Annotated in this window: 18 protein-coding genes and 1 pseudogene; 12 read left to right on the forward strand and 7 right to left on the reverse strand. The window is 71.0% G+C overall.

The features are described 5' to 3' along the window. Positions 1-15 precede the first annotated feature (15 nt). From AB0M39_RS18335 to AB0M39_RS18350, 4 genes are all read left to right on the forward strand, one after another. Positions 16-1,227 carry a histidine kinase gene (locus AB0M39_RS18335; RefSeq protein ID WP_365365444.1) on the forward strand — a complete coding sequence of 404 codons (1,212 nt, stop codon included), beginning with the start codon at positions 16-18 and terminating at the stop codon, positions 1,225-1,227. After that, positions 1,215-1,862 carry a response regulator transcription factor gene (locus AB0M39_RS18340; RefSeq protein ID WP_365365446.1) on the forward strand — a complete coding sequence of 216 codons (648 nt, stop codon included), beginning with the start codon at positions 1,215-1,217 and terminating at the stop codon, positions 1,860-1,862. Before AB0M39_RS18335 ends, AB0M39_RS18340 begins: the two co-directional genes overlap by 13 nt. A 152-nt stretch (positions 1,863-2,014) precedes the next feature. Then, positions 2,015-2,218, forward strand: a complete 204-nt coding sequence (locus tag AB0M39_RS18345) for a hypothetical protein (RefSeq protein ID WP_365365448.1) — start codon at positions 2,015-2,017, stop codon at positions 2,216-2,218. Positions 2,219-2,434: 216 nt separating this feature from the next. After that, positions 2,435-2,644: a DUF6243 family protein gene (locus AB0M39_RS18350; protein WP_365365450.1), complete on the forward strand. Its 210-nt coding sequence runs from the start codon at positions 2,435-2,437 to the stop codon at positions 2,642-2,644. Positions 2,645-2,772: 128 nt separating this feature from the next. Here AB0M39_RS18350 and AB0M39_RS18355 read toward each other — a convergent pair whose 3' ends face one another. Continuing rightward, entirely contained in the window at positions 2,773-3,387 is a 615-nt protein-coding gene (locus AB0M39_RS18355; protein WP_365365452.1) for a Uma2 family endonuclease, read from the reverse strand. 191 nt (positions 3,388-3,578) lie between these two features. Here AB0M39_RS18355 and dusB point away from each other — a divergent pair, with 191 nt between their 5' ends. The 3 genes from dusB (at position 3,579) to AB0M39_RS18370 (ending at position 9,461) form a co-directional block, all read left to right on the forward strand. After that, positions 3,579-4,727, forward strand: coding sequence for a tRNA dihydrouridine synthase DusB (gene dusB / locus AB0M39_RS18360; protein WP_365365454.1), 1,149 nt, complete (start codon positions 3,579-3,581; stop codon positions 4,725-4,727). Between the two features lie 427 nt (positions 4,728-5,154). Further along, the gene (gene ppdK, locus AB0M39_RS18365; protein WP_365365456.1) at positions 5,155-7,863 is read left to right on the forward strand and encodes a pyruvate, phosphate dikinase; all 2,709 of its coding nucleotides are present in this window, start codon (positions 5,155-5,157) and stop codon (positions 7,861-7,863) included. A gap of 578 nt (positions 7,864-8,441) precedes the next feature. Continuing rightward, positions 8,442-9,461, forward strand: coding sequence for a winged helix-turn-helix domain-containing protein (locus AB0M39_RS18370; RefSeq protein ID WP_365365458.1), 1,020 nt, complete (start codon positions 8,442-8,444; stop codon positions 9,459-9,461). On the opposite strand, the gene AB0M39_RS18375 is transcribed toward AB0M39_RS18370, so the two are convergent. Then, positions 9,431-10,588, reverse strand: a complete 1,158-nt coding sequence (locus AB0M39_RS18375) for an alkaline phosphatase PhoX (RefSeq protein WP_365365461.1) — start codon at positions 10,586-10,588, stop codon at positions 9,431-9,433. The two genes, AB0M39_RS18370 and AB0M39_RS18375, sit on opposite strands and share 31 nt — an antisense overlap. A 484-nt stretch (positions 10,589-11,072) precedes the next feature. Between AB0M39_RS18375 and AB0M39_RS18380 the strand changes: the two genes are divergently transcribed. The 4 genes from AB0M39_RS18380 to AB0M39_RS18395 all read left to right on the forward strand — a co-directional run bounded on the left by AB0M39_RS18380 (position 11,073) and on the right by AB0M39_RS18395 (position 15,353). After that, positions 11,073-12,569: a glycosyltransferase family 39 protein gene (locus AB0M39_RS18380; RefSeq protein ID WP_365365463.1), complete on the forward strand. Its 1,497-nt coding sequence runs from the start codon at positions 11,073-11,075 to the stop codon at positions 12,567-12,569. Between the two features lie 206 nt (positions 12,570-12,775). Next, complete coding sequence (locus tag AB0M39_RS18385) at positions 12,776-13,864, forward strand: glycosyltransferase (protein ID WP_365365465.1); 1,089 nt, start codon at positions 12,776-12,778, stop codon at positions 13,862-13,864. A gap of 19 nt (positions 13,865-13,883) precedes the next feature. After that, a complete protein-coding gene (locus AB0M39_RS18390) occupies positions 13,884-14,810 on the forward strand; it encodes an FkbM family methyltransferase (RefSeq protein ID WP_365365467.1) in 927 nt (308 codons plus the stop codon). Between the two features lie 129 nt (positions 14,811-14,939). After that, a complete protein-coding gene (locus AB0M39_RS18395) occupies positions 14,940-15,353 on the forward strand; it encodes a VOC family protein (RefSeq protein WP_365365469.1) in 414 nt (137 codons plus the stop codon). A 31-nt stretch (positions 15,354-15,384) separates the two neighbouring features. Here AB0M39_RS18395 and AB0M39_RS18400 read toward each other — a convergent pair whose 3' ends face one another. The 5 genes from AB0M39_RS18400 to AB0M39_RS18420 all read right to left on the reverse strand — a co-directional run bounded on the left by AB0M39_RS18400 (position 15,385) and on the right by AB0M39_RS18420 (position 21,191). After that, positions 15,385-16,218 (reverse strand): SDR family oxidoreductase, encoded by an 834-nt coding sequence (locus AB0M39_RS18400; protein ID WP_365365471.1) that lies wholly within the window; start codon positions 16,216-16,218, stop codon positions 15,385-15,387. Positions 16,219-16,313: 95 nt separating this feature from the next. After that, positions 16,314-16,898: a helix-turn-helix domain-containing protein gene (locus tag AB0M39_RS18405; RefSeq protein ID WP_365365473.1), complete on the reverse strand. Its 585-nt coding sequence runs from the start codon at positions 16,896-16,898 to the stop codon at positions 16,314-16,316. 108 nt (positions 16,899-17,006) lie between these two features. Further along, positions 17,007-17,369, reverse strand: a complete 363-nt coding sequence (gene nirD / locus AB0M39_RS18410) for a nitrite reductase small subunit NirD (RefSeq protein WP_365365475.1) — start codon at positions 17,367-17,369, stop codon at positions 17,007-17,009. Then, positions 17,366-19,972 carry a nitrite reductase large subunit NirB gene (gene nirB / locus AB0M39_RS18415; protein ID WP_365365477.1) on the reverse strand — a complete coding sequence of 869 codons (2,607 nt, stop codon included), beginning with the start codon at positions 19,970-19,972 and terminating at the stop codon, positions 17,366-17,368. The genes nirD and nirB overlap by 4 nt, the downstream gene beginning before the upstream one ends. Before the next feature lies 1 nt (position 19,973). Beyond that, on the reverse strand, positions 19,974-21,191 hold the full coding sequence (locus tag AB0M39_RS18420) for an FAD-dependent oxidoreductase (protein WP_365365479.1): 1,218 nt from the start codon (positions 21,189-21,191) through the stop codon (positions 19,974-19,976). A gap of 629 nt (positions 21,192-21,820) precedes the next feature. Between AB0M39_RS18420 and AB0M39_RS18425 the strand changes: the two are divergent. Further along, positions 21,821-22,411 (forward strand): annotated as a pseudogene (locus AB0M39_RS18425) (hypothetical protein); the annotation flags it as partial.

The following is a 22,411-nucleotide window of genomic DNA, read 5'->3' on the forward strand; positions in this document are numbered from 1 at the left end:
GTCTACGGTTGGATCATGAACATCCCGCCTCGGCTGCGCCGCTCGCTCACGCGGCTTCGGCGAGACATCCTCTTCATCGCCTCCGGGGCGCCCCTGCACCTGGCCACCGCGCCGCTGTTCGTCTGGGCGGCCGTCCTGATCGCCCAGACCGTCTCCGGCGCCTCGTCCGCGGCCCCCGTGATCCTGCCGATCCCGGTCGTCCTCCTCGTCGTCGCCGGATTCGGCCTCACCGAGGCCCACCGCTGGCGCCACCGGGAGCTGTGCGGAGTGGAGCTGCCCCGACTGCGGCTCGCCGTGGCACGGCGCCAGCTCGGCTACCACTGGCTCGTCGCGCCCTGCCTCGGGCTGCTCGAACTGCTCGTGCTCGCACTCCTGCTGGCCGGGACGGCCGCGGCTGCCGTCTTCGTGTGGGTCTTCCTGCTGCCCTTCGACTGGCGCATCGCCCACCCCGGCTACACCGTCCAGGCCGCGTACGTCATGGCCGCGGGCGTCCTCGCCCTCGCCGTCGCACCCGGCCTCGCCGGGGCGCTCGTACGGCTGGAGAACCGCGTCGCCCCCGCCGTCCTCAAGGACGGCCGCGCCGAGACGCTGAAAAGGCGCGTGGCCGACCTCACCGAGAGCCGGGCCGCGGCCGTGGAGGCCGCCGACGCCGAGCGCCGCCGCATCGAACGGGACCTCCACGACGGCGCCCAGCAGCGGCTCGTCTCGCTCGCCCTCAATCTGGGCATCGCCAAGGTCGCCCTCGCCGACCTGCCGCCGGAGGCGCGCCAGGTCATCGACGACGCGCACCGCGAGGCCAAGGAGTCGATCGAGGAGCTCAACAGCCTCGTACGCGGGCTGCATCCGGCCGTACTCGACGAACGCGGCCTGGACGCGGCCCTGCCGGGACTCGCGGCGCGCGCTCCGCTGCCCGTACGGCTGCGCGCCGACCTCCCCGAGCGGGCCGCCCCCGCCGTCGAGGCCGTCGCCTACTTCGTCGTCTCCGAGGCCCTCGCCAACATCGCCAAGCACGCCCAGGCGACCAGGGCCGATGTGACCGTCTCCCGCCTGGGAGCCATACTGCGGGTGGTCGTCGCCGACGACGGAGTGGGCGGCGCCGACTCCTCCCGCGGCACCGGCCTCACCGGTCTCGCCCAACGCGTCGGATCCGTCGACGGGACCCTCCGGATGAGCAGCCCCGCCGGGGGCCCGACCGTCATGACCGTGGAGCTGCCGTGCGTGCTGTGATCGCCGAGGACTCGGTCCTGCTCAGGGTCGGCGTGGTGAAGATCCTGGAGATGGCCGGGTTCGAGGTCGTCGCCGAAGTCGGCGACGCGGACGGCCTGCTGGCGGCCGTGGGCGAGCACCGTCCCGACATCGCCGTCGTCGACGTTCGGATGCCGCCCGGCTTCACCGACGAAGGCGTACGGGCGGCCCTCGCCGTCAGACGGCAGTGGCCGGACACGTCCGTGCTGATGCTGTCGCAGTACGTGGAGGAGCGGTACGCGGCCGAGCTCATCGCCGCCGACACCCGCGGCATCGGATACCTCCTCAAACAACGCGTCGCGGACGTGGAGGAGTTCATCGAGACGCTCCGCCGGGTCGCCGGCGGCGGGACGGCTCTCGACCCGCAGGTCGTCGCGCAGCTCCTGGTCCGGCGCCGGCGCGACCCGCTGGAGCGGCTCACCGAGCGCGAACGGGAGGTGCTCGCGCTGATGGCCGAGGGACGGTCCAACGCCGGGATAGCCGGCCGCCTCGTCGTCAGCGAGAGCGCCGTCGCCAAGCACATCAACAGCATCCTCGCCAAACTCGACCTGCCGCGCGCCGACGCCGACCACCGCAGGGTGCTGGCGGTCCTCCGCTTCCTCGAAGGCGGGTCCTGAGAGCTCACGGCGTCCGCCGCGGGAGCGCCGAGCACCCGCTGGGGGCCTGTTGGGCGCCCGGCAGACGACGGCCGCGTCAACAGTGCCGCAAGACGATGCCGTTGATGTTGCTCCTGCTGCACACTGGGCGCACTCGTCACCTGGAGGGAACGATGCCGTCCACGACCACCAGCAAGGTCAGCAGATGGGACCAGCACGGACGCGAACACGTCGTCCGAGTACAGAAGTCCACCATCCAGCGGCTGCTGACCTGCGACACCTGCGGCTGGCGCAAGACCGCGCAGTTCCTGCCCTGGCTCAAGGCCGAGGAGCACCTGGCCGAGGAGCACCAGGCGACGGTCGACCCGAGCGCCTGAGGCGGGGTGCGGGCGGCCGTACTCCGGGAGGCGCTCGGCGCCCGGCGCTCGCCGGGGCCGCGCCCGCCGAAAACTGGTACCCGGGCCCTGCCCCGGCGGGGTACCGTCACACCCATGTCTTCGTTCTTCCAGATCTACGAGTGAGAGGGCGGCGGTCAGCCCCCGCCCCCGTCTGACGAGTCCGCAGTCACTTCTCACCCTCTTTGGGAGAACCACATGGCCAAGAGCCGCAACAACCTCCTCGGCGTCGGCGGACAGCGCAAGAAGCTGTCCCGCGCCGACCAGCAGGGCAACGGCCCCGCCCGCAACGCCGACCGCAAGACGGCCGCCGACCAGAAGCAGGACCTCGTGCGCAAGATGCGCGAACGCGCCCAGGGCGGCGAGCAGGACGAGTCCCCGTCCCAGCCGCAGGCGAAGCAGGACTGACCCAGCGAAGTCCGTGGGCCCGGATCGCGTGACGCGATCCGGGCCCACGGGCGTTCTCGCGCTCGCCGTCTCTGCGCTCTATGGGTTCCGGCGCTCTATGGCTGCTCTGTTCGGCCGCTCGGCTCGGCTCAGCGGTCGTCCGTCTCGGCGGGCACCTGGAACGTCGAGGTGTCGAGCACACAGGCGAAGGGATCGGGGATGTGGAGCTTGTCGCCGAACGGGACCGTGGTCCGCGACAGATAGCCCTTGTCGGACGGCTGCCAGAACACCGAGGCGGTCTCCTCCGCCATGTCGACGAGGAGACAGACCGGCACGCCCGATCTGCCGTAGACGGGGACCTTGTCCTGCCAGTCCACGAGCCGGGTCGAGGAGGAGGTCAGCTCGCAGACGAAGGAGAGGGCCTCGCCGTCGACGAATCGGCCGTCGCCCTCGAAGGCGGCTTCAGCGGCGCCGTAGATGTCGGGGCCGTACGCCCGCTCCTCACCGGGGAAGGCGAACAGGAACGGTGCGTGGTCGACGAAGTGGCCACGGGGCGCGTGTGGTTCCAGCTGCGAGCGGATGGAGCGCATGATGGGCGAGTAGAACTTCCGCGACCACGGCGACATGACGATGTTTCCCCCGACGATCTCTGCCCGGTAGCCGTCGGGCACCTCCATGCTCAGCAAGGTCCGGCTCAGCGCCTGGAAGCGCGCTGAGCCGGGGGGAACCTCTGTCGTCGTCGGTCGCTCAAGCATCAATGTCATGATGCGCCCTCCCTCGAGCCACGGGCTAGACGGCCACACGTAATGAATCGACCACTCAGCGTAGTGGATCCGGTCGGGCCATGATCCGGGTTCCGCCAGCCGGCGCCCGCGTCCGCCGCCGGTGTGTGAGCTCTCCCATATGTGGATAGTACGACTAACTAACGACCATGGCGGTGCGCGACAATAGGCGGATGACCACGCTCGCCCCGTCTGCCTCGACGCTCGCCATCGGCCCCCACGCTGTGACGCCCCCGGTGGTGCTCGCACCCATGGCCGGCATCACGAACGCTCCCTTCCGCACCCTCTGCCGCGAGTTCAGCGGCGGCAAGGGTCTCTTCGTCAGCGAGATGATCACGACGAGGGCGCTGGTCGAGCGCAACGAGAAGACCATGCAGCTGATCCACTTCGACGAGACGGAGACGCCTCGCTCGATCCAGCTGTACGGGGTGGACCCGGTCACCGTCGGCAAGGCCGTCCGCATGATCGTGGACGAGGGCCTCGCCGACCACATCGATCTGAACTTCGGCTGCCCGGTCCCCAAGGTCACCCGCAAGGGCGGCGGCTCGGCGCTCCCGTACAAGCGGCCGCTGCTGCGGGCGATCCTGAACGAGGCGGTCGGCAACGCGGGCGATCTGCCGGTGACGATGAAGATGCGCAAGGGCATCGACGACGACCACATCACCTTCCTCGACGCGGGCCGGATCGCCGTCGAGGAGGGCGTCACCGCCATCGCCCTGCACGGGCGCACCGCGGCGCAGCACTACGGCGGCACGGCGGACTGGGACGCCATCGCCCGGCTGAAGGAGCACGTCCCGGAGATCCCGGTGCTCGGCAACGGCGACATCTGGTCGGCGGACGACGCGCTGCGGATGATGCGGGAGACGGGCTGCGACGGGGTCGTGGTGGGGCGCGGCTGCCTGGGGCGGCCGTGGCTCTTCGGCGACCTGGTGGCCGCGTTCGAGGGCACGGGGGCGTACGCGACGCCGACGCTCAAGGAGGTCGCCGTCGTCATGCGGCGCCACGCGGAGCTGCTCGGGGAGTGGATCGGCGACGAGGCGCGCGGGGTGATCGACTTCCGTAAGCACGTGGCCTGGTATCTCAAGGGCTTCTCGGTCGGCTCGGAGATGCGCAAGAAGCTGGCGATCACCTCTTCCCTCGCCGAGATGGACGCTCATCTGAGCGAGCTGGACCTGGACCAGCCGTGGCCGACAGGGGCCGACGGGCCCCGTGGGCGCACGTCCGGCAACAACCGCGTCGTCCTTCCGGACGGCTGGCTGAAGGATCCGTACGACTGCGCGGGGGTCGGCGCCGACGCCGAGCTGGACACCTCGGGCGGCTGAGCGCATGCCCTCTGGGCTGGGCCGGACCGTTTCGAGTGGCTCGGCGAGGGTCCGGATGATGGAATGACGGCAGGTCCGACGGCGTGATTCTCGCCACCCCTGATAGGGGGTCCGCTCAGATGAGCAATTTCTGGCCGGCTGCACCTCTCAAAGGGTGGCACTGAGTGCCACCCCTTTGGTCTTCAGATGATCGATCAAAAAATCACACGCAGTGCTCGTGATGCTTCGATGTGTCGCTGTGCGTAGTTATGTGTTCAAGAGTTGAATCGAAGGGTCCCCGCCTGAAGACGGCTGTCGTGCTTTCGATCTGCTGGCGGAGGAGTGGTTAAGGCCGTATGACGCCCAAGTGGACATACCCAGACGCCTTCGATCTGGGTATGTTCCTCGCCGTCAGGGCAGCCACCGAGTCCTCGAGGAGTCGAGACCCGTGTCGGAAAACAAAGATCAGAAGTTCGTCTATGACTTCACCGAGGGCAACAGGGACCTCAAGGACCTGCTCGGCGGAAAGGGTGCGAACCTCGCCGAGATGACCAACCTCGGTCTCCCCGTCCCTCCGGGCTTCACGATCACCACCGAGGCGTGCAAGGTCTACCTGGAGAGCGGCGACGAGCCCGCCGCCCTGCGCGACGAGGTGAGCGCTCACCTCGACGCCCTCGAGCAGACGATGGGCAAGAAGCTCGGCCAGGCCGACGACCCCCTCCTGGTATCCGTACGCTCCGGTGCGAAGTTCTCGATGCCGGGCATGATGGACACCGTCCTCAACATCGGCCTCTCCGACAAGTCGGTCCAGGGCCTGGCCAAGCAGGCCGGCGAGGACCGCTTCGCCTGGGACTCCTACCGCCGTCTCATCCAGATGTTCGGCAAGACGGTGCTCGGCGTCGACGGCGAGCTCTTCGAGGACGCGCTGGAGGCCGCGAAGGCGGCCAAGAAGGTCACGGTCGACACGGACCTCGAGGCGGCCGACCTCAAGAAGCTCGTCACCAAGTTCAAGAAGATCGTCAAGACCGAGGCCGGGCGCGACTTCCCGCAGGACCCGCGCGAGCAGATGGACCTCGCCATCCACGCGGTCTTCGACTCCTGGAACACCGACCGCGCCAAGCTCTACCGCCGCCAGGAGCGCATCCCCGGCGACCTGGGCACCGCGGTCAACGTCTGCTCGATGGTCTTCGGCAACCTCGGCCCGGACTCCGGCACCGGCGTCGCCTTCACCCGCGACCCCGCCAGCGGCCACCAGGGCGTCTACGGCGACTACCTGCAGAACGCGCAGGGCGAGGACGTCGTCGCGGGCATCCGCAACACCGTGCCGCTCGCCGAGCTGGAGTCGATCGACAAGAAGTCGTACGACCAGCTGATGCAGATCATGGAAACCCTCGAGACGCACTACAAGGACCTGTGCGACATCGAGTTCACCATCGAGCGCGGCCAGCTGTGGATGCTCCAGACCCGCGTCGGCAAGCGCACCGCGGGCGCCGCGTTCCGCATCGCCACCCAGCTCGTGGACCAGGGCCTGATCGACGAGGCCGAGGCCCTCCAGCGCGTCAACGGCGCGCAGCTGGCGCAGCTGATGTTCCCGCGCTTCGACGACGAAGCGAAGACCGAGCTGCTGGGCCGCGGCATCGCCGCCTCCCCGGGCGCGGCGGTCGGCAAGGCCGTCTTCGACTCGTACACCGCGGTCAAGTGGTCGCGCTCCGGCGAGAAGGTCATCCTCATCCGCCGTGAGACCAACCCCGACGACCTGGACGGCATGATCGCCGCCGAGGGCATCTTGACCTCGCGCGGCGGCAAGACCTCGCACGCGGCCGTCGTCGCGCGCGGCATGGGCAAGACCTGTGTCTGCGGCGCTGAGGACCTCGAGGTCGACACCAAGCGGCGCAGGATGACCGTGAACGGCACCGTCGTCGAGGAGGGCGACGTCGTCTCCATCGACGGCTCCAACGGCAAGGTGTACCTCGGCGAGGTCCCGGTCGTGCCCTCCCCGGTCGTGGAGTACTTCGAGGGCCGGATGCACGCCGGCGCGGACGACGCGGACGAGCTGGTCGCCGCCGTCCACCGGGTCATGGCGTACGCGGACCGAGTACGCCGCCTGCGCGTACGGGCCAACGCCGACAACGCCGAGGACGCCCTGCGCGCCCGCCGGTTCGGCGCGCAGGGCATCGGCCTGTGCCGCACCGAGCACATGTTCCTCGGCGAGCGCCGCGAGATGGTCGAGCGGCTGATCCTGGCCGACACGGACACCGAGCGCGAGGACGCGCTGAAGGAGCTTCTGCCGCTGCAGAAGAAGGACTTCATCGAGCTGTTCGAGGCCATGGACGGCCTGCCGGTGACGGTCCGCCTGCTCGACCCGCCGCTGCACGAGTTCCTGCCCGACATCACCGAGCTGTCGGTGCGCGTCGCCCTCGCCGAGTCCCGCAAGGACGCCAACGAGAACGACCTGCGCCTGCTCCAGGCCGTGCACAAGCTGCACGAGCAGAACCCGATGCTGGGTCTGCGCGGCGTCCGGCTGGGCCTGGTCATCCCCGGTCTGTTCGCCATGCAGGTGCGGGCCATCGCCGAGGCGGCCGCCGAGCGCAAGAACGCCAAGGGCGACCCGCGCGCCGAGATCATGATCCCGCTCGTCGGCACGGTCCAGGAGCTGGAGATCGTCCGCGAGGAGGCCGACCTGGTCATCGCCGAGGTCGAGGCGGCCACCGGCACCGACCTGCGGCTGACCATCGGCACGATGATCGAGCTGCCGCGCGCCGCCCTCACGGCGGGTCAGATCGCCGAGGCCGCGCAGTTCTTCTCCTTCGGCACCAACGACCTCACCCAGACGGTGTGGGGCTTCTCCCGGGACGACGTGGAGGCGAGCTTCTTCACCGCGTACCTGGAGAAGGGCATCTTCGGGGTCTCGCCGTTCGAGACGATCGACAAGGACGGCGTCGGCTCGCTCGTGCGCAGCGCGGTGGAGGCCGGCCGGGCCACCCGCCCCGACCTCAAGCTGGGCGTCTGCGGCGAGCACGGCGGCGACCCGGAGTCGGTGCACTTCTTCCACGAGGTGGGCCTGGACTACGTCTCCTGCTCGCCGTTCCGGATCCCGGTGGCGCGGCTGGAGGCGGGCCGCGCGGCGGCCGAGTCTAGCGGCAGCGACTCCCGCTAGAGACCCTCTACGCCGGGGCCGTCGCCGGGGCCCGGGGGCACGCCCCCGGAGTCCGGAAACTCAACCCTCACCGGTGACCCGGTGACGGTTCCGGAACACCAAGGAAGGGGCGGGTGCCTGTGCGGGGCGCCCGCCCCTTCCGCTTGCCTTCTGCCGGGTGATCGGCGCCTGTGGACGGCGTCCTGCCGGTTCCGCTTTTTAAGGGGGCGGACCGAATCCCCTGTTGAATTCTTGACGTCCGCCCCAAGGGTAACGGCAATCGAATTTCTGCCATTCATTGCGCAAAGTGTGGGCGGAGCGCGGCCCTCGGATCCCCACCCGAGGGCCGCGCCCCATTACCCGTGCCGGACACGGAGCCGCAACCTCCGCCTACCGCCGCCGGACGTGCAAAGCCCCCCACGGCCTTCGCGACGTCACATCGGTGACAGAGGTTTCGTGCCCGACGTCGTACAGCCTTTCGGTTCCCCCATGGGCCACGGAAGGCGTTTCAACTGTGGCTGAAACTCCGTGGTAACGTCCTGTGATGGCATGCATACTCAGTGATCGGGGCGATTGCGGATGCAACAAGTGGGGGTTCGGTGCTGCGTATCCATTTCACGGCGGAAGACCTAGCCAGAGTGAGGATGGCGGCCAGGCCCGATGTTTTGTGGGAAACGATTCTCAGCTTTCACAGATTGCGCGACCGGCGCGGTGCCACGGTCTTCGGTGAATGGAGATCTGAAACGCGGGCCCGGTTGAATGGTGAAACACGCCTGCTCTCCGCGCTGGTTCCGCAGCGGGGTTATTTCCCGGACTTTCTGACGCCTCCAGAGTCCCGGGACGGCCTCGACGCGGGGCTGGAGGCGCTGCGGGAGACCACGCCCGGGCGGCTGCACTCCGAGCTCGCCCTCGTCGCCTCCCGACGCGGCTCGATGCCCCTGCTGCCAGGCCGACTGGCCGCGCTCGCCGAGGGCAAGCCCGAGCCGCTCGCCCGTCTCGTCGGCGCGCTGCGGAGCTACTACCGGGCCGCCGTGGAGCCGTACTGGCCCCAATTACAGGCCAGAGTCGAGGCGGACCGCGCCGTGCGCGGCCGGGCGCTGCTTGACGGCGGCGCGGACGAGCTGCTCGCCTCGCTGCCGCCGGTCCTGCGCTGGCGGGCCCCCATCCTGGAAGCCGACTACCCCGTCGACCGGGACCTGCGGCTGAACGGCCGCGGACTGCTGCTGCAGCCCTCGTTCTTCTGCCGCGGGACCCCGGTGGCCTACCGCGACGCCGAGCTCCCGCCGGTGCTCGTCTACCCGGTCGCCCACCCGTGCGAGCCGGCCTTCGCCGAGAGCTGCCGCCCCTCGCTCGGCAGACTGGTCGGCCACACCCGCTCGGCCGTCCTGCAGGCCATCCGCAACGGCAGCACCACCAGCGAACTGGCCCGCAGGGCAGGCGTCTCGCTCGCCTCGGCGAGCCAGCACGCGGCCGTGCTGCGCGAGGCGGGCCTGGTGGTGACGCTGCGGCACGGCAACGCGGTGCTGCACACGCTGACCCCGCTGGGCGCCGCCCTGCTGCGCGGCGGCGCCACACCGGAGGCCGCGGGCTACGCGCGGAACGGGCCCGTCACCTCGTAGGTGATGCCGCCCGACGAACTGCCGCTCGTGCCGCGCTGGCTGGAGAAGTACAGCCGCGAGCCGTTCGGGGAGAAGGCCGGTCCGGTGATCTCGGAGCCGGACTGGCCGGTGATCCGCAGGAACGGCGCGACCACGTCGTCCGGCGTGATGACGCAGATCTCCATGTTGCCGCCGTCCTCCGCGACGTACAGGTCGCCGGAGGAGGATCCGGTGACGTTGTCGACGCCGGTCAGCGGGGCGCTGCCGCTGACCAGCGAGTCGTCGTAGGCGAGTTCGTACGTGCTGTCCGCCAGGTTCAGCTGCCAGACGCGGTTGTCGCCCTTGGTGGTGAACCACACCGTGTCGTCGGCGTAGTAGCAGCCCTCGCCGCCGTTGAACTTCTTCGAGCCCGAGACCTGGCTGCGGGTCGCGGTGGGGGAGCCGTCCGGGTCGGGCACCGTGGCCCAGGTGAAGCCGCCGGAGGTCCCCGTGCCCGCCTTGAGCACCTGGAGCGTGCCGGAGGAGAGGTCGCCCCAGGTGGTCGGTATGAAGCGGTACAGACAGCCGTTGGTCTCGTCCTCGGTGAGGTAGACCACCCGGCGCACCGGGTCGGCGGCGGCCGCCTCGTGCTTGAACCGGCCCATCGCGGCGCGGCGGACGGAGGGGTTCACGCCCCACGGGTCGGCCTCGTAGACATAGCCGAGGCTGACCTCCTCGCAGGACAGCCAGGTGTTCCACGGGGTCTTGCCGCCCGCGCAGTTCTGCCGGGTGTCGGACAGGATGCGGTACGCGCCCGTGATGGCGCCAGTGGAGGAGAACTTGAGGGCGCTCGCGCCGCCGGAGGGGTTGATCTCCGAGTTGGAGACGTAGATCCAGCCGCTGCCGTCGACGTAGCAGGCGCCGCCGTCAGGGGCGTTGTGCCAGGTGTACGAGGTGCCGCCGACCGTCTGCCCGGAGCGGGCGACGACGCGGCTGCTGAACCCGGCGGGCAGCTGGATCCCGTTGGCGTCCGCCGAGCCGAGCGCGCCATAGGGGCCGGCGCCGGGCTGGGCGGGGTCGGCGTAGGCGGCGCCGCGCCACAGGGTGCCGCCGAAGGCGGCGGCGGAGCTTCCGATGATGGCGCCACGCAGGAAACTGCGACGTTCCACTGTCACTCCAGGGGGGATGGTGACCGCCCCGGGGGGCCGGCCGGCCCACCGGGGTCGCGCGCTACCGGAACCTAGGAGTGCCGAGTTGACTGCACGGCAACAACCGGTGACGCACAGCGGTCCAGTCCCCACCGGGCTCCACTCGCCCGCGGGGGTGGGGGTGACATGCCCTGTGCGGGCGGCCCGCGGGGCGCTGCCCCGGACCCCGCGCCTCAATCGCCGGCGGGGCTTAATTGGCACCCTGCCCTGGAGCCCCGCGCCTCAATGGCCGGGGAAACTCAGCCCGTCCGGCGATTGAGGACACGCCCGAAGGGCGTATGGGGACGTAGCCCCCTGGGGCGGGGGTGACATGCCGTGTGCGGGCTGCCGCCGGCGCCGCAGGGAGCAGTTCGTCGAACCCCTGACACGACCGTTTGAGCGAATAGCGGTCGGCCTCGATCGTGGCGTACCCGGCGCGCCTGATCAGCCCCGCTATGGCTGTCCCATGGCGATTCTCTCCTCTCCAGTCCAGCGATCGGATGAAGCCCAGCCCGCCGGGCCGGAGCAGCAGCCGGCCCGGCGAGAGATCAAGCTATGGCTGTGGCCCGCGCTGCTCACGCTGGCCGCGACGATGTACAGGATCAGCGGTCCGGTGATGGCGACGGACGAGTTGGCGACGTGGGAGGTGGCTCGCCGTAGCACCGGTCGGATTCTGGCCACCCTGCACCATGTGGACGCGGTCCACGGCACGTACTACCTCTTCATGCATGGCTGGATGACGCTCTTCGGCGACTCGCCCCTCGCCATGCGGACGCCCTCCGCGCTCGCTATGGCCGCTGCGGCGGGCCTCGTGGCCCTGACGGGGCGGCGGCTGTTCGGCGCGCGGGCCGGACTGTGCGGTGGACTTCTCTTCGCCCTGATCCCCATGGTCGGCCGGTTCGGCCAGGAAGCCCGTGGATACGCGCTGGTGCTCCTCGCCGCGGCCCTGGCGACGCTGCTGCTGCTTCGGGCCCTGGACGTGCCCCACAGTCGGCGGCGCTGGGGAGCGTACGCCCTGTGCCTGGCGTGCGTGGGGCTGGTGCACCTCGTCGCCCTGACCATCGTGCTCGCCCACGCCGTCGCCGTGCTGGCGCGCGCCCGTCACCAGCTCCGGGTGCTCTGGTGGTTCGGCCTGGCCGCGGTCGTCGGCGCCGCGTGTGTGACCCCCGTCGTCGTCCTGGGGCTCTCGCACGCGAACCGGCAGCTGTTCTGGGTCCCCGAGCCGGACGGCTGGAGTCTTCTGCGGATCTGGGGGGAGCTGTTCGCCTCGGGCCTGTGCGCCGGAGCCGTGGTGGTGCTCGCTCTGCTGGCGGCGGGAAGCGAGCGCAGAGAGGGTCTCCTCCTGTGCGCCGCGGTGGCCGTGCTGCCTCCGCTGGTCGTCTGGGCCGCATCTCATGGCGAGGTGTCGTACTTCCGGTACCAGTACGCGTTGTTCACGCTGCCGGCCTGGTCGCTGCTGGCGGGCGCCGGCCTGGCCACGGCGGCGCGATCGAGGATCGCCGTCGTCGCCGTCCTGTCCGTGCTGGTGCTGCTCGGGCTGCCCGACCACAGCCATATGCGGGAGAAGTACGAGCACGACTATCCCCACCGGGTGGACTACGCGGCCGCCGCGGGGACCATCGCCAAGTACTACCGCTCAGGAGACGCGGTCGTGTACGGCAAACGCCGCGCCTGGATGCTCGACGGAGGCGTCCGCTTCTACCTCCCCGACGGTGTGAGGCCGCGCGAGGCGCTCGTCGCCGAGTCGGCGGCCGAGCGCGACGACTTGTTCGGCGTCGCCTGCCCGAACCCGGTCGAGTGCCTCAAGGGCCAGCGCCGCGTCTGGGTGGTGGCGGAGGGCGGGAACGGCGATCCGCTCGGGACGATTCCCCTCAAGCAGTCGGCGGAGATCCGTACGAAGTACACCTTCTATGGAGCGGACCGGCACACCGGGGTGTGGGTCGGGCTCTATCTGCGCAGGTAGCCGTGAGCCGGGGGGCGCGTCGCGCCGACCCCCGCCCCGGCTTGTGTAAGCGGATCGGACGATCTTCAGACCGGCGTCGGCGCGTCTTGCGCAGGGCCTCTGGAGCAGTCACTAGGGTCACCGGTCCGACGCCGTCCCGGCCGTCCGCCGGGACGGCCGGCCCACTGACAGCGGGTGGAACCTTGAGACAGACAGTCTGCCTGAACATGATCGTCAAGAACGAGGCGCCGACCATCCGGAGGTGCCTCGACTCGGTGCGTCCTCTGATCGACACCTGGGTGATCGTGGACACCGGCTCGACGGACGGCACCCAGGACGTCGTCCGGGACTGCTTCAGCGATCTGCCCGGGGTTCTGCACGAGCGTCCGTGGAAGGGATTCGGCCCCAGCCGCACCGAGGCGCTCGAACTCGCCCGCCCCCACGCCGACTACCTGCTGTTCATCGACGGCGACGACGAGATGCAGGTACGGCCCGGGTTCCAGATGCCGGCCCTGACCCACGACGCGTACCGGGTCGCCCTGCACAACGGGCCGATCATCCACTGGCGGCCGGCGCTGGTCTCCACCCGGCTGCCCTGGCGGTACGTCGGGGTCCTCCACGAGTACATCGAGAGCGGTACCCAGCACAGCCTTGGAGTGTTCGAGGGGGCCAACATCCTCACCGTCGGGGGCGGCGCCCGCCTGCGGGAGGGCGGTCAGCGGAAGAAGTACCTCAAGGACGCGGAGATCCTCGAACAAGGGCTGATCGACGAGCCCGACAACGCCCGGTACGTGTTCTATCTCGCCCAGAGCTGGCGCGACGCGGGAGAGCCGGAGAAGTCCCTCGCCGCCTACGACCGCCGGGCGGGCATGCCCGGCTTCCTCGAGGAGACCTACTGCGCCCAGGTCTACGCCGCACGGCTCGCCGCGAGCCTGGGCCGGGGGCCGGCAGAGGTGATGGAGCGGTATCTCCGTGCGTATGAGAGCCGTCCCTCGCGAGCCGAGGCGATCGGCGACCTCGCCCGCGCCTGCCGTCTGGAGAAGCGCTGGCCGCTGGCGTACATGTTCGCCAAGCAGGCGGCGCGTATCCCCTTCCCGAAGGACATCCTGTTCGTCGAGTTCTCGTGGCACGAATGGCGCGCCCTCGACGAACTCGCCGTGGCCGCCGCCTGGGTCGGCGAGCACCAGGAGTCCCTGGAGTGCTGCGAGCGCCTCCTCGACGAGGGCAAGCTCCCCGACGAGCAGCGCGAACGGGTCGTCGCGAACCTGAACTTCGTCCAGCGCAAGCTGGGCACGGCGTACACCGTGGTCACCTGACCGCGAGGATGAGAGAGCCATGACCCTCACCGGCCCCACCGCCACGACTGCCACCGCCACCACGACTGCCACCGCCACCACCACGGCCACGACCGCTGCCGCTGCCGCCGACTCGCCTGTGCTCGCGCTGGTGCGGCCCGCCCGGCAGACCCATGTCGTCGACATCGGCGCCAACCCGATCGACGGGGACCCGCCCTACCGGGACATGATGCGAGCCGGTCTGTGCCGGGTGACCGGGTTCGAGCCGCAGCCCGACGCCCTGGCGGACCTGCAGCGCCGCAAGGGCCCGCTCGAGACCTATCTGCCCGACGCCGTCGGCGACGGCGGCGCCCACACCCTCCATGTCGCCGCCGCCTCGGGGATGACCAGCCTCTTCCGGCCCGACCCGAACCGGCTCAGGCTCTTCAACGGATTCACCGAATGGGGCCGGATCCGCGAGGAGGTCTCGATCGACACCCGGCGGCTGGACGACATCGAGGAGGCCGGCGCCTTCGACCTTCTGAAGATCGACGTCCAAGGCGCCGAGCTGATGGTGTTCCAGGGCGCCGCCCAGAAGCTGGCCGAGGCGGTGGCGGTCCACACCGAGGTCTCCTTCGTCCCGCTCTACGAGGACCAGCCCGTCTTCGGCGACGTGGATCAGGAGCTGCGCCGCCAGGGCTTCATCCCGCACGCCTTCGCGGCGGTCAAGCGCTGGCCCATCGCCCCCGTGGTCTTCGGGGGCGACTTCCGCCGGGCCCGGCACCAGCTCCTCGAAGCCGACGTCGTGTACGTACGCGACTTCGGGCGCCCCGAGTCCATGACCGACGAGCAGCTCAAGCAACTGGCCCTGGTCGCCCATCACGTCTACGGCTCGACCGACCTCGCCTACCACTGCCTCGGCGTCCTGGCCGCCCGCGACGCCGCCGCTCCCGACGCGCCGAACCGCTATCTCGCCGCGCTGGGCTGACCTCGGCGGTCCCCGACGCTCCGGAGAAAGTTCTCCTGGGAGCGATGAGTCCTGGATCCGCCCGCGGTCTAACCCCTCGAACGACGACGACAGCGCGTCGACGAGAGAAGCGAGAGAAGAGAGACTGTCATGCCTCAGATGATCTTCGTCAATCTGCCGGTGAACGACCTCGCGACCACCAAGGCGTTCTGGGCCGCGCTCGGCTACTCCTTCAACGAGCAGTTCAGCGACGAGACCACGGCATGCCTGGTCATCAGCGACACCATCTACGCCATGCTGATCACCGAGCCGCGGTTCAAGGACTTCACCAAGCAGGAGATCGCGGACGCGAGCAAGACCACCGAGGTCATCCTCTGTCTGAGCGCCGACAGCCGGGAGGGGGTCGACTCGCTGGCCGATCTGGCGCTGGCCTCCGGCGGGTCGCCCGCGATGGACGCGCAGGACTACGGCTTCATGTACGGCCGCTCCTTCATGGACCCCGACGACCACCACTGGGAGGTCATGTGGATGGACGTCGAGGCGGCGGCGAAGGCGGCCGGCTGAGGCGTGAGCCGTAGCCCCGGCCTGCGAGGCGTCAGGCCGAGGAGCCGCTGTCGATGACGAGGTCCGTGCCCACGACCGCTCCGGCGTCCGCCGAGGCCAGGTAGAGCACCGCGGCGGCCACCTCCTCCGCCGCGGCGGCCCGTCCCAGCGGGTTCTCCGACGTCAGCCGCTCGGCGCGGTCGGCCTCGGTCTCGCCCGGTCGCAGGGACATGGGGGCCTCGGACGCGCCGGGGCTCACGGCGTTGACGCGGACGCCCTGGTGGATGTGGTCGAGGGCGGCGGCGCGGGTGAGGGCGCTGACGGCGGCCTTGGAGGTGATGTACGCGCCGACGTCGGGGATCCGCAGGTGAGCGCCCAGGTTGGAGGAGACGTTGACGATGGCGCCGCCGCCGTGGTCCTTCATATGGGCGATCTGGTGCTTCATGGCGAGCCAGACGCCGGTGACGTTGGTGCGCAGCACGGCGTCCCAGTCCTCCTCGCTGACGTCGCCGACGGGGCCCGTGCCGCGCAGGACGCCCGCGTTGTTGACCGCGACGTCCAGTCCGCCGAAGCGGTCGACGGCCGCGCGCACCAGGTCGCGCACGTCCTCGGAGCGGGTGACATCGGCGGGGTGCGCGAAGGCCGTGCCGCCCTCCTTCTCGATCAGCGCGACCGTCTCGTCGAGGGCGCCGGCGCGACGGCCCGCGACGACGACCGAGGCGCCTTCGGCGGCGAAGGCCAGGGCGATGGCGCGGCCGAGGCCGGAGCCCGCCCCCGTGACGAGGACGGACGCCGAGGCGAACCGGGCCCGAGCCGCGGCCGTGCGGGCGGCGGTGCGGGCGGTCTGCGCGGTGCGGGCGGTCTCGGCGGTGGGTGCGGCGGTCATGGTCTCCCCTTTTCTTGACCGTTCATTCCATTATTGAGGCATGGGCGAGGAGCGCCCGGAGGCGCCGGAAGCGAGGGCGGGATCAGTCCACGGGATCAGTCCAGCAGGGCCAGCGCCTGCTCGGCCGCGTCGCGCACCCGGCCCGGGTCGCGGGACGCCTTGCCGACCACGCGCATGCCCTGCATCAGCACCAGCAGCAGCCGTGCGAGAGCGCGCGGATCGCGGCCGGCGGGCAGCTCGCCCTGGGCCTGCGCCCGGGTCAGCGCCGAGTGGATCAGCGTCTCCAGGTGCTCCCAGCCCGCCTCGACCCGGCGCGTGGCGTCCGGGTCGTGCGGTCCCAGCTCGGCGGCGGTGTTCGTCAGGAAGCACCCGCTGAGCCGGACCTCTTCGGCCGTGGACTCCTCGGCGAAGCGGCGGACGAGCTCCCGTACGGCGGGCAGTGCGGGCCCGGGCGACGACAGCTCGTCGGTCAGTCGCGGATGCTGCCGCTCGCCGTAGCGGTCCAGCGCCTTCAGGTACAGCTGGTGCTTGTTGCCGAAGGTCGCGTAGATGCTGGCGCGCCCGATTCCCAGGCGCTCGACCAGGTCCGCCATCGACGTCGCCTCGTATCCGCGCTGCCAGAACAGCTCGAGGGCTGCCTGGAGCGCGGCGTCCGGGTCGAATTCCTTGGTCCTGGCCACGGAAGGAACCGTAGCCCTATCTGGAACGATCGGTCAAGATCACTCGGGTGCGGTCGGGATCACCCGGGTCCGGTCGCTCGCGTCCGGTCGGGCGGGCCGGGTCGGCCGTCAGCCCAGCCGTACCTCGTACGCCGTCACCGCCACCGACTCGTCGTCCAGACAGCCGCCCGTCTCCAGGTCGAACCGCTGCTTCAGCAGCGGCGACGCGACGAACGGGCGCCCCGCCGGCGACGTCCCGATCAGGCCGCGCGAGAGGACCTGCGCCCCGGAGAACGGATCGCGGTTGTCGATGGCGTACGGCGTGCCGGCCCGGTCCAGGAAGACCGCGACCTGACGGCCGTCGGGGAGCAGGGCGGCGACGCCCCGGCCCGGGGTGAGGACGGAGAGCGCGCAGAGCGCGAACCACTCCTGGTCCAGGCGGAGCTGGAGCTGTGTGTCCGTGTGCTGAGGCTTCTCAGGGGCGATCGTCATCGTGCGGCGGTACCTTCCAGGGATTCCAGAGCGTGCAGCGGACGGATGGACAGCAGCGGCAGGTCGGGCTTGACCTGGTCGCGCTCGGGCACGAACTTGACCGTCGGGTCGGGGACTTCGGGCGCGTTCACGAAGGAGACGAAGCGGCTCAGCCGCTCCGGGTCGCCGAGGGTCTCGGACCACTCGTCGCGGTAGCCCGCGACATGGTCCGCCATCAGCGCCTCCAGCTCCCCGCAGATGCCCAGCGAGTCGTGGACGACCACGTCCCGCACATGGTCCAGGCCGCCCTCGATCCGCTCCAGCCAGGTCGAGGTGCGCTCCAGCCGGTCGGCCGTGCGGATGTAGAACATCAGGAACCGGTCGATCAGCCGGATCAGCTCGGCGTCGGACAGGTCCTGCGCCAGGAGATCGGCGTGGCGCGGGGTGGCGCCGCCGTTGCCGCCGACGTACAGGTTCCAGCCGTTGGCCGTCGCGATCACGCCGAAGTCCTTGGACTGGGCCTCCGCGCACTCCCTCTGGCAGCCGGAGACCGCCGACTTCAGCTTGTGCGGGGACCGCAGGCCCCGGTAGCGCAGCTCCAGGTCGATCGCCATCCGCACGGAGTCCTGTACGCCGTAGCGGCACCAGGTCTGCCCCACACAGGACTTCACCGTGCGCAGCGCCTTGCCGTACGCGTGCCCCGACTCGAAGCCCGCGTCCACCAGCCGCGTCCAGATCTGCGGGAGCTGGTCGACCCGCGCGCCGAACAGGTCGATGCGCTGGCCGCCCGTGATCTTCGTGTAGAGGTTGAAGTCGCGGGCCACCTCGCCGATCACGATCAGCTTCTCGGGAGTGATCTCGCCGCCGGGGATGCGGGGCACGATCGAGTACGAGCCGTTCTTCTGCATGTTGGCGAGGAAGTGGTCGTTGGTGTCCTGGAGCGCCGCCTGCTCGCCCTCCAGCACATAGCCGTCCGCGCCGATCGTCGGCGCCAGCGACGCGATGATCGAGCCGACGGTCGGCTTGCAGACCTCGCAGCCGTTGCCGCCGCGCGCCTCCTCGCGGCCGTGCGCGTCGAGCAGCTGCTCGTACGAGGTGATCCGCAGCGCCCGCACGATCTCGTACAGCTCCTGGCGCGTCTGGCCGAAGCAGCCGCACAGGCCCTTGTCGACCTCGACGCCCGAGGCCTCCAGCTCGGCGTTGACCAGCTGGCCCAGCACCTTGACGCAACTGCCGCAGCCCGTGCCCGCCTTGGTGCACTTCTTCACCTCGGGCACCGTCGTGCAGGAGTGCTCCGTGACCGCGCCGCGGATCACGCCCTTGGTGACGTTGTGGCAGGAGCAGACGACCGCCTCGTCGGGCAGCGCGGAGGGGCCGAGCGCGACCGGCGCGCCCGCGCCGGCCGGCAGCACCAGCTGCTCGGGGGAGACCGGCGGCACGCAGCCGGTCAGCGGGCGCAGCATGCCGTACGAGTCGGCGTCGCCGACCAGCACGCCGCCCAGCAGCTCGCCCTCGCTGCCGATCACCAGCTTCTTGTAGACGCCGGTGCGGGAGTCCGCGTACACGACGTCCAGACAGCCCTCCGCCGTGCCGTGCGCGTCGCCGAACGACGCCACGTCCACGCCCAGCAGCTTCAGCTTCGTCGACATGTCGGCGCCGGTGAACGCCTTGACGTCGCCCTCCAGCGCGGCGGCCGCCGTCTCGGCCATCTCGTAGCCGGGCGCGACCAGGCCGTACACCCGGCCGTCCGACGCCAGCGCGCACTCGCCGATCGCGAACACCGACGGGTCGGAGGTCCGGCACTGCTCGTCGACCACGATGCCGCCGCGCTCGCCGACCGCCAGGCCCGCGTCCCGCGCCAGCTGGTCCCGGGGCCGGACGCCCGCCGAGAAGACCACCAGGTCGGTCTCCAGGACCGACCCGTCCGACAGGGCCATGCCGCACACCGCGCCCGTCTCGTCGACGGCGATCTCCTGGGTGCCGGTGCCCGTGTGGACGCTCAGGCCCATGTTCTCGATGGTGCGCAGCAGCGCGGCGCCGCCGCCCTCGTCCACCTGCACCGGCATCAGCCGGGGCGCGAACTCCACGATGTGCGTGGTCAGACCGAGCCCCTTGAGCGCGCCCGCCGCCTCCAGACCGAGCAGTCCGCCGCCGACGACCGCGCCGGTGGTCGCCGTCTTGGCGTACTCCTCGATCGCCAGCAGATCCTCGATCGTGCGGTAGACGAAGCAGCCCTCGGCGTCCTTGTTCGGCACCGGCGGCACGAACGGGTACGAGCCGGTGGCCAGGACGAGCGTGTCGTACGCGATGGTCACCCCGGCGCGCGAGGTCACCGTGCGCGCGTCCGTGTCCACGGACTCGGCCGGGTCGTCGAGGTGGAGCTCGATGCCGTGGCGGTCCATGAACCCCTCCTCGACGAGCGAGAGGTCGTCCGGCGTGCGGCCGGAGAAGTACGAGGTCAACTGAACCCGGTCGTAGGCGGCGCGCGGCTCCTCGCAGAGCACGACGACGCGCGCCCGGCCGGTGACGCCGCGCTCCGCGAGGGCCTCCAGGAATCGCTGGCCGACCATCCCGTGGCCGACGACCACGATCGTGGGAGTCGCGGCGGCAGACTTCGCAGGCATGTCAGAGGCCTCCATCATCGGTGAGCAGGTGGAGCAGAGGGACGGTCTCGGGCAGGGCCTCGTCGCCCTCCCAGGCGCGGGCGAGCGCGCCGACGGCGGCGAGATCCCCGAACAGGACCCCGCCGACGAGCCGGTCCCCGCGGACGACGACCTTGCGGTACGCGCCCCGGGTGGCGTCGGCGAGCTGGACGACGTCGTCGCCGGGGCGGGGCGTCGGGTCGCCGAAGGCGGCGAGGTCGAGCGGGCCGGTCTGGGCCAGGCCAGGGGCCGCCGACGGTGTCCGCGTCGGCGCGGTCAGGGTGAGGCGGGTCAGAGCGCGGGTGCCGGTGTAGCGGGCGGACTCGCCGCAGAGCACGGAGGCCAGGACGTCCGCCTGCTCCAGCGCCGGGCCGGCCAGTCCCTGGACGACGCCCGCGTGCTCCGAGCAGTCGCCGATGGCGTGGATGCACGGATCGGAGGTGCGCAGCTCGTCGTCGACGACGACGCCCTTGCGCACGTCGAGCCCGGCCTCCAGCGCCAGCCCCACGCGGGGCCGGACCCCGCACGCCAGCACGGTGACCTCGGAGTCGAGGACATAGCCGTCGGCGAGCTCGACCGCCGTGCCGCGCAGCCCGCGGACCCGGCACTCGGTGTGCACCTCCACGCCCAGCGACTCCAGGTGGGCGCGGAGCATCAGGGAGGCCGAGACGTCCAGCTGACGCTCCATGAGGTGCTCGCCCTGCTGGGCCAGCACCACCTTCGCGCCGCGCGCGGCCAGCGCCCGGGCCGCCGAGACGCCCAGCAGCCCGCCGCCGACGACGACCGCGCGGACCCCGGGGCGGACCGCCGCCGACAGGGCGGCGCAGTCGTCCAGGGTGCGGAAGGGGTGCACGCCCTCGGGGAGGCCGCCGCTGATTCCCCGCAGGGGAGGCAGCACCGGGTTCGAGCCGGTCGCCAGGACCAGCCGGTCGTAGGGGACCGCGGCGCCGTCCGCGCAGTGCACGAGCCGCCGCTCCCGGTCGATCGAGGTCGCCCGCACGCCGCGCCGCACGGGCACCTCGGGCAGGGCGATCACCTCGGGGCCGTACCGGCCGGCGAGGACCTCCGCCAGGAGCACCCTGTTGTAGGGGGCGTGCGGCTCGTCGCCGAGAACGGTGACGGGCACGCCCGAGCCGACGAGCCGGCGCGCCAGCTGTGCGCCCGCCGTCCCGCCGCCGATCACCACGATCTCTGAAGCCATGCATGCAGCGTGCGGCGTCGGTGTTACCCGCCAGGTTCCCGTCTGTTTCCCGTGGGGAACGCTGCCCTCAGCGCGGCGGGGGCCGCCGTGTGAGGGACCGCCTCCGGGGCGGGGGAGCGGGGTGTCCGGGACGGGTGAGGCGGCGGGGGAGGCCGGGCTTCCGGGACGGGTGAGGTCGGGCTTTTGGTCTCCGCGCCGGCGCGATCGAGCCAGGGGATGGATACGAAGCCTTGAGCCGTGGACCGCGCGCGCAGCCGACCTCGCCGAAGGTGTGACGGTCCTTCAGAGAGCGGTCGTGGCCGCCGAAGTCCGCCCAGGGCTCCTCGTGGAGCGTTCGATCACGCACACGCACACGCACAGGCACATGGACGGCATCGCGGCATCCCCACTCCCGGCCGCTCGGACCGGGCGACCGTATGCGGCGCCCCCGCCGGCGCTGAGCCGGAACCCCGACGGCCCTGCTCAGAATCGTCGCCGCCCAGGCACCCATTGGCGTGCCTCGTGTAGTCCATTCCGTTAATAGGATTATTCGGGCTATCAAGACACTGCTTCAGCGGTCCGATGAAGCCGAGGGAAGCTCGAACTTGCTTCCGGCGTATCACTCGATCCGGTTGGAAAAGGAGCAGTATATGAGTCCTGATTACAGGACCAAGTCCCCCCTGGGCCCGCTTCCTCGGCGGCGTGCGTGGATGACCGGCGGCGCGATCGCGTCGCTCGCCCTGGTGCTGACCGGGATGGCGAATCCCGCGATCGCGGCGGCGCAGAGTGCCAGGACGACGGCCGACGTCGTCGCGGCCGACTACGAGGAAGAGTGCCCGCCGAAGGAGCACGGCAGGCCGCCGCACGGTGAGCCGCCTCACGAGTCGCACGGTGAGCCGCCCCACCACCGGCCGCCGCACGGCGCGCCGTCGCACGATGAAGAGGAAGGTCCGCACGGGCCGCCGCTCGACATGACGAACCCCGACGCGGTCGGGGCGCGGATTGACCAGCTTCTCGGCAACGGCTCCGACCCGCACGCCGGGCAGGAGCAGTTGAAGGCGATGCTCGCCGGGGACGACAAGTGCAAGGAGGTCGTCGAAGGACCGACGGGTCCGACGGGCGACACGGGCCCGGCGGGCGCGACGGGCGACACCGGTCCGACCGGCGACACCGGGCCTGCGGGCGACACGGGTCCCGCGGGTGCGACCGGCGACACGGGTCCGGCCGGTGACACGGGTCCT

This window comes from Streptomyces sp. NPDC051907, assembly GCF_040681075.1.
In the GTDB taxonomy this organism is placed as follows: domain Bacteria; phylum Actinomycetota; class Actinomycetes; order Streptomycetales; family Streptomycetaceae; genus Streptomyces.

Excerpts from the sequence above, each read along its gene's own strand:
- AB0M39_RS18335 (WP_365365444.1), top strand. The coding sequence starts at position 16 with ATGAACATCCCGCCTCGGCTGCGCCGCTCGCTCACGCGGCTTCGGCGA.
- AB0M39_RS18345 (WP_365365448.1), top strand. The coding sequence starts at position 2,015 with ATGCCGTCCACGACCACCAGCAAGGTCAGCAGATGGGACCAGCACGGA.
- AB0M39_RS18350 (WP_365365450.1), top strand. The coding sequence starts at position 2,435 with ATGGCCAAGAGCCGCAACAACCTCCTCGGCGTCGGCGGACAGCGCAAG.
- AB0M39_RS18355 (WP_365365452.1), bottom strand. The coding sequence starts at position 3,387 with ATGACATTGATGCTTGAGCGACCGACGACGACAGAGGTTCCCCCCGGC.
- dusB (WP_365365454.1), top strand. The coding sequence starts at position 3,579 with ATGACCACGCTCGCCCCGTCTGCCTCGACGCTCGCCATCGGCCCCCAC.
- AB0M39_RS18380 (WP_365365463.1), top strand. The coding sequence starts at position 11,073 with ATGGCGATTCTCTCCTCTCCAGTCCAGCGATCGGATGAAGCCCAGCCC.
- AB0M39_RS18385 (WP_365365465.1), top strand. The coding sequence starts at position 12,776 with ATGATCGTCAAGAACGAGGCGCCGACCATCCGGAGGTGCCTCGACTCG.
- AB0M39_RS18390 (WP_365365467.1), top strand. The coding sequence starts at position 13,884 with ATGACCCTCACCGGCCCCACCGCCACGACTGCCACCGCCACCACGACT.
- AB0M39_RS18395 (WP_365365469.1), top strand. The coding sequence starts at position 14,940 with ATGCCTCAGATGATCTTCGTCAATCTGCCGGTGAACGACCTCGCGACC.
- AB0M39_RS18400 (WP_365365471.1), bottom strand. The coding sequence starts at position 16,218 with ATGACCGCCGCACCCACCGCCGAGACCGCCCGCACCGCGCAGACCGCC.
- nirD (WP_365365475.1), bottom strand. The coding sequence starts at position 17,369 with ATGACGATCGCCCCTGAGAAGCCTCAGCACACGGACACACAGCTCCAG.
- nirB (WP_365365477.1), bottom strand. The coding sequence starts at position 19,972 with ATGCCTGCGAAGTCTGCCGCCGCGACTCCCACGATCGTGGTCGTCGGC.
- AB0M39_RS18420 (WP_365365479.1), bottom strand. The coding sequence starts at position 21,191 with ATGGCTTCAGAGATCGTGGTGATCGGCGGCGGGACGGCGGGCGCACAG.